Annotated in this window: 5 protein-coding genes and 1 pseudogene; 3 read left to right on the forward strand and 3 right to left on the reverse strand. The window is 62.1% G+C overall.

Features of this window, described 5'->3' with window-relative positions; translation table 11 throughout:
- The coding region (locus CWO89_RS40480) for a DUF4082 domain-containing protein (protein WP_130583855.1) at positions 1–585 on the forward strand (585 nt) is incomplete at its 5' end.
- Between the two features lie 68 nt (positions 586–653).
- On the opposite strand, the gene CWO89_RS40485 is transcribed toward CWO89_RS40480, so the two are convergent.
- From CWO89_RS40485 to CWO89_RS40495, 3 genes and pseudogenes are all read right to left on the reverse strand, one after another.
- Positions 654–1,397 (reverse strand): hypothetical protein, encoded by a 744-nt coding sequence (locus tag CWO89_RS40485; protein WP_130583856.1) that lies wholly within the window; start codon positions 1,395–1,397, stop codon positions 654–656.
- Positions 1,398–1,433: 36 nt separating this feature from the next.
- A pseudogene (locus CWO89_RS40490) lies at positions 1,434–1,689 on the reverse strand (molybdopterin dinucleotide binding domain-containing protein); the annotation flags it as partial.
- A gap of 338 nt (positions 1,690–2,027) precedes the next feature.
- Positions 2,028–2,978: an oxygenase MpaB family protein gene (locus CWO89_RS40495; RefSeq protein ID WP_130583857.1), complete on the reverse strand. Its 951-nt coding sequence runs from the start codon at positions 2,976–2,978 to the stop codon at positions 2,028–2,030.
- A gap of 350 nt (positions 2,979–3,328) precedes the next feature.
- Here CWO89_RS40495 and CWO89_RS40500 point away from each other — a divergent pair, with 350 nt between their 5' ends.
- Together CWO89_RS40500 and CWO89_RS49840 are read left to right on the forward strand one after the other, a co-directional pair.
- Entirely contained in the window at positions 3,329–4,504 is a 1,176-nt protein-coding gene (locus CWO89_RS40500; protein WP_245476801.1) for an FAD-binding oxidoreductase, read from the forward strand.
- A complete protein-coding gene (locus CWO89_RS49840) occupies positions 4,474–4,926 on the forward strand; it encodes an FAD-linked oxidase C-terminal domain-containing protein (protein ID WP_502702948.1) in 453 nt (150 codons plus the stop codon). The genes CWO89_RS40500 and CWO89_RS49840 overlap by 31 nt, the downstream gene beginning before the upstream one ends.
- The last annotated feature ends 217 nt before the right edge of the window (positions 4,927–5,143 follow it).

Consider the following 5,143-nt stretch of genomic DNA (forward strand, 5'->3'; position numbering starts at 1 on the left):
GCCGGCGTCCAGGTTTCGGCCACCGATCCTGCCGGCCTTTCTGCCAGCGAGACCTTCAATATCGCCGTGACCACGACGTCCGCGACGGTGAGCCTGTTCACCGCGTCAAACACCCCGACGCAGACCAGTTTGAATGATGGCTCCGCGCTCGAGGTCGGGGTGAAGTTCACCTCGTCCACTGCCGGCCAGATCACCGCGCTCAAGTTCTACCGCAGTCCCGGCGATACTGGCTCCGATCTCCTCGACCTGTGGACCTCGACCGGCACCAAGCTTGCCAGCGCAACCTTCACCAACACCACCGCAAGCGGCTGGCAGACCGTGCCCTTGGCGACGCCGGTCTCGATCGCTGCCAACACCACCTATGTCGCGTCCTATCACACAAACGGCGCGTATGCAGCCACCAGCAACTTCTTCACCAACGCGCTCACGAGCGGAGCCCTGACGGCGCCATCCAGCGCTACGTCAGGCGGCAATGGCGTCTATGCTTATGGAGGAACGAACTCGGCCGGACTCTTCCCAACCAACACCTTCAGCTCCTCCAACTACTACGCCGATGTGGTGTTTCAACCTCAGCTCGCAGCGTGAGCTCGCCGATTGAGCCAATCAGCTTCTACGCGCGCGGCGCAGATGTTGGTGAGCCCCGGTCGCACCACTCAGGAGAGGCGCGTGACATCAACGATGATTCGGTTGTGGTTGTCCGGGTCGACCAGGACGGGTAATTCGCACCCGGCGGTGGTGCGCTTTTCGCGGCGTTGGGAGCTGCTGAAGGACATGCGGGTCACCGCTTGCCAACCCTGCCCACCGTTCGGGTGGTTCACCCAGAGGACGATGTCCCACGTCCCGCCTGGTGCACTGCTCGGTCCCACCTCGTGCGCGGACAACACTTTCGCCGTGGCCGGCACGAGCCCGAGGGCAGCGGCGCCGCCGGAAAGCGCGATCTCTGTCTGCTGCGGAGTGAGGCCGTTGACCAGCGTCAGCAACGACGCGGCATGCGCCACCTCCCGCCAGACGCGGGGAAACGCGTGATGGCCGGGCGCGTCGGCCAGCCGCTCGCTGAGTTGCCGGGCGCGTAAAGTCTCTGCGAGCCTTTCGGCGGCCTCTGGCCCGGTCGGCACCTGATCCCATTCGATCCTGAACCGGTTCGGATCGGCCAAGTCCACGGTGACGGGGAGCACCGCCCCAGGGCGGGGCCACTTCGGCTTAGGTACCTCGTAGCTGCTGTACTGCACCGCAGTCGCCGCGAGGCGCTCCGCGGTGATCACCCCGTCAATGTCGCACTTGGGACAGAGAATCGCCTCGCCAGCCGCGTCGGGGAACGGCGAACAAGCCACGACCTGCAACTGTCCGCCCACCGGGTTCGGGATCCGCACCCGCTTGCCCTCACTGAACCAACCCATCAACGTTCCCTCCAACAAACGGGCATGTCACGTCCGCTACATCGGATCGAAAGCGCGGATCGGCGGCAGATTGCCGTTGAACCGCTCCACCTCGACAGTCGTGAGATGGCCGGTGCAGCCTTTGCGCGAAGGATGAGGTGCCGATGTCGCGGGTGAGCACATTCGCATTGCCGTGAACGCAGAGCGGTGTCTCTTCCTCCGGATCCATCGGGTCGTACCACGCGCCGGTCGGTAGCTGGACAACACCGGGAGCGATGCCGTCGGTGATGTGCACCGCGGCAAGGCAGGCCCCGCATAAGGCCTGACTTCGAGTCCAGCCTCGCTGTGACGCGCCGAGAACACGCCCCAGTGCAAGGTGTGCGGCTTGAAGCCGTCCGACAGATCGAGGCCGGGATCGGGGTAGCCAATCGTATCGTTCATCGCGTCTTCCTTATGCCCCGGTCGGGCCGTTCCCGTCGCAATTTGCCGGCCAGTATACTGATCCACGCCCCAATGTCGTCGAGATCAGGGCCGACGGAAGCGCTACGATATCTCATCCAATCCTTCGCATGAGGCAGTTCATGAACCCATAGCAGGTTCAGCTCTTACGCGCTTATGCTAAGGCCATGACCGCCATCGGCATGAGCACCTTCATCTGTTCCAGCGGTCATCTAGCTGGGGCCGTCCGACCCAGGCCCTGTTGAGACATCGCGTTGCCCAGTCGAGTTGCGGCTTTCCTTGTAGTCGCGCTTGCGCTTCCTGGTAGGGACCGACGTACCGAAGGCGAGTCGGTATTTTGGGATAGATGCGTCGTATGCGTGCAAACGCACGTTCGGCGGCTTTCCGGTCACGCTCGTGAGAGGTAAATCCGAAGCCCACGCGCAATCGGTCTGGCAGCAGATGGGCAGTCAGGGCCTGGTACCACTGCGGCGGCCGCAACCATGGCCGTGCGCCGGCAAAGATCTGTCCCGCCAGCTCGCGTGCGGTGGCGCTGACGGACAATGTATCCGATTGCATCATGCTTGTGCTGTAGGCAGCGAATGAAGCCCAATCCGCCGGTAGGTTGGTAGACGTCAGCCCGAACAACGCCCCAAACAGCCGGCTTTCGGCCCAATACCGCTCACGCTCTTCGACCGTGAGGGGAGGCAAGATCAGGTCGTGTACGATGAGAGCGCTCTCGACGAGCGTCGCGTGAACCCAGCGCAACGCTGCGACCTCGTTGGCGCAGTAGATTGAGCCACTCTCGAAGGGACCGATTGCTTCGGGCAAGCGGCCGACGATCGTGGCATGGCGGCGGTGGAGGTACCTTGCAGCAGCAAGGGCGCTGTCGAGTGAGCCGAACACCATTGTAAACATAACGTCAAAGGTCCGATGAAAGCGACCGATCGGATCCGCAAAGGTCCGCGAGTGCTCGGCCACGGCCGCGGCAACCCAGGGATGCGCCAGTTGAAGGAGCAACGCACGACCGGCGCCCAGGAAGATGACGGCCTCCCTGTCGATCCTCCATGTCATCGAGGCCGGACCAAAAATGCCCTCGACCGATCCGGCGGCCCGCGCCCGGAGGAATTCAAGAGCAGCCTCCAGGTCGTTCTCGGAGACCAAATGCGCACCTTTCAAAGCGAGCGTGGATAGGCTTATTCCACCCGCTCTGTGTAGTCTACCGCAATTCAGTAAGCCGAGGCCGCGTAGGCGCTGTCGCATTGCGGGATTTCCTTCCGCTCGAAACACGGCGGCTCGGAATTTCGTCATGCCACACGAAGCAAGGCTGCGATTTGCTGAACCGAGCGGTCGCCCGTTCGCTGAAGAAACAGCCGACGTAAAACGCGCGATCTTTCATCGTTCCCCTCGAGGGCGTATTGTTTCGATCGGCCGAGCTCAATCTGCGGCGCGCGCGTTCAGAAGATCTGTTTCGTCGATCCGAGCAACTATCGAAACCAACACGAGGAACGCTCATGACCGACACAAGGCTGAAACATTACGGTTGGGGGCGCGAAGGCGAAGGCATGAGCGAAGAGGAACGGAAGTTTGTCCTCGGCCGCTATCATGTCAAATTTGGAACTGACGAATTCGACACGGTCGCTGTTCCGGGCCTTGAAGAGCTCTCCTTGCGGGAGCCGCGCATAGTGCCACCGGCCTCCCTCGCGCCCTTCTGCACGAGCGAACGTTACGATCGTGCCGCGCACACCTATGGCAAGTCCTATCCGGATTACGTTAGAGCAATGCTTGGCAATTACGATAGTGCGCCCGACGTCGTGGCCTATCCGCGTAACGAGTCGGAGATTTCCGCTGTGATGGACTGGGCGGGATCTGTTGGCGCTTCGCTGACACCTTTTGGAGGCGGATCGAGCGTGTGCGGCGGCGTCGAGCCGCGGGTTGACGGCATCAAGCACAAGGCTGCCGTCAGCCTCGATCTGCGCAATCTTTCCAAAGTCATCGAAGTGGATTCGTTATCGCGCGTCGCTTCGATCGAAGCTGGCGCCTATGGTCCGTTCCTGGAAAACCAGCTCAAGCCCCACAACTTCACCTTACGGCATTTTCCGCAGAGCTTCGAATACTCAACTCTGGGCGGCTGGATTGCGACACGATCGGGCGGCCATTTCGCCAGTCTTCATACCCATATCGACGATTTCGTCGAAAGCCTGCGCGTTGTGACGCCCGCTGGCGTGCTGGAGACGCGCCGACTTCCCGGCTCGGGTGCCGGACCGAGTCCCGACCGCATGTTCATTGGCTCGGAAGGGATTCTGGGGGTGATTTCGCGTGCCTGGATGCGATTGCAGCCCCGTCCAAAGTTCCGCGCTGGCGCATCGGTTCGCTTTCCCTCCTTCTTCGATGCCGCGTGCGCTGTGCGTGCGGTCGCGCAAGCCGGCCTCTATCCATCCAATTGCCGGATCCTGGACCCGCAGGAGGCCTTTAACACGGGGGCGGCTGACGGCAGCGCTGCAATCATGGTGCTCGCATTCGAATCGGGCGATCATCCTTGGACGCCTGGTTCGCGCGTGCACTTGAGTGCTGCGCCGACCACCGCGGGACGCCGGAGCCCGCGACAGCCAGGGACGCGCATCTCCAAGGCGCGGCAGGCATCTGGCGCAACGCGTTTATTCGGATGCCCTATGCGCGCGAATTTCTGACGCCCGCGGGCCTCATCATCGATACGTTCGAGAGCGCCATCACCTGGGATCGGTTCGAAAGCTTTCACGACAAGGTCAAAACAGCAACCGAATGCGCGATTCTGGAAGCAACTGGGATCAAGGGTGAAGTCACCTGCCGCTTCACCCACGTCTACCCGGACGGTCCCGCGCCCTATTTCTCCTTCCACGCGCGCGGTCGACACGGCGCGCTTCTCGAACAGTGGCAGGCCATCAAGAACGCGGCGAGCGACGCGCTGATCACGGCGGGCGGCACCATCACCCATCATCATGCCGTTGGTCGCGATCATAGACCCTGGTACGACCGACAGCGGCCAGCGCTCTTCGCCGCCGCATTGCGGGCAGCCAAGCGCGAATTGGATCCCCAAGGCATGCTCAATCCGGGCGTCCTGATTGATGCCTAAAGCGTGATGACTTTTCTTCGAATCGTCATCCTCTCTCATCGGCTCCCCACCTTGCCGGATCAAGCGCTCAAGCGTTTCGCGCGCAGTGGAACCGAACCGCACGCGAAAAGGTCCAAATGTCATGGGGCCAAACTACTTGCCCATCCGTTCGACCTTGCCTTTCTCCTTCACGTTCATTTCCTTCACCGTCGGATCGCGGCTGCCTTCGCCGGTGGTT

Source organism: Bradyrhizobium sp. Leo170 (assembly GCF_004296405.1).
Classification (GTDB): Bacteria; Pseudomonadota; Alphaproteobacteria; order Rhizobiales; family Xanthobacteraceae; genus Bradyrhizobium.

What these genes read in the sequence shown, in the direction of transcription:
- CWO89_RS40500 (WP_245476801.1), top strand. Translation starts at nt 3,329, where the DNA reads ATGACCGACACAAGGCTGAAACATTACGGTTGGGGGCGCGAAGGCGAA.
- CWO89_RS40485 (WP_130583856.1), bottom strand. Translation starts at nt 1,397, where the DNA reads ATGGGTTGGTTCAGTGAGGGCAAGCGGGTGCGGATCCCGAACCCGGTG.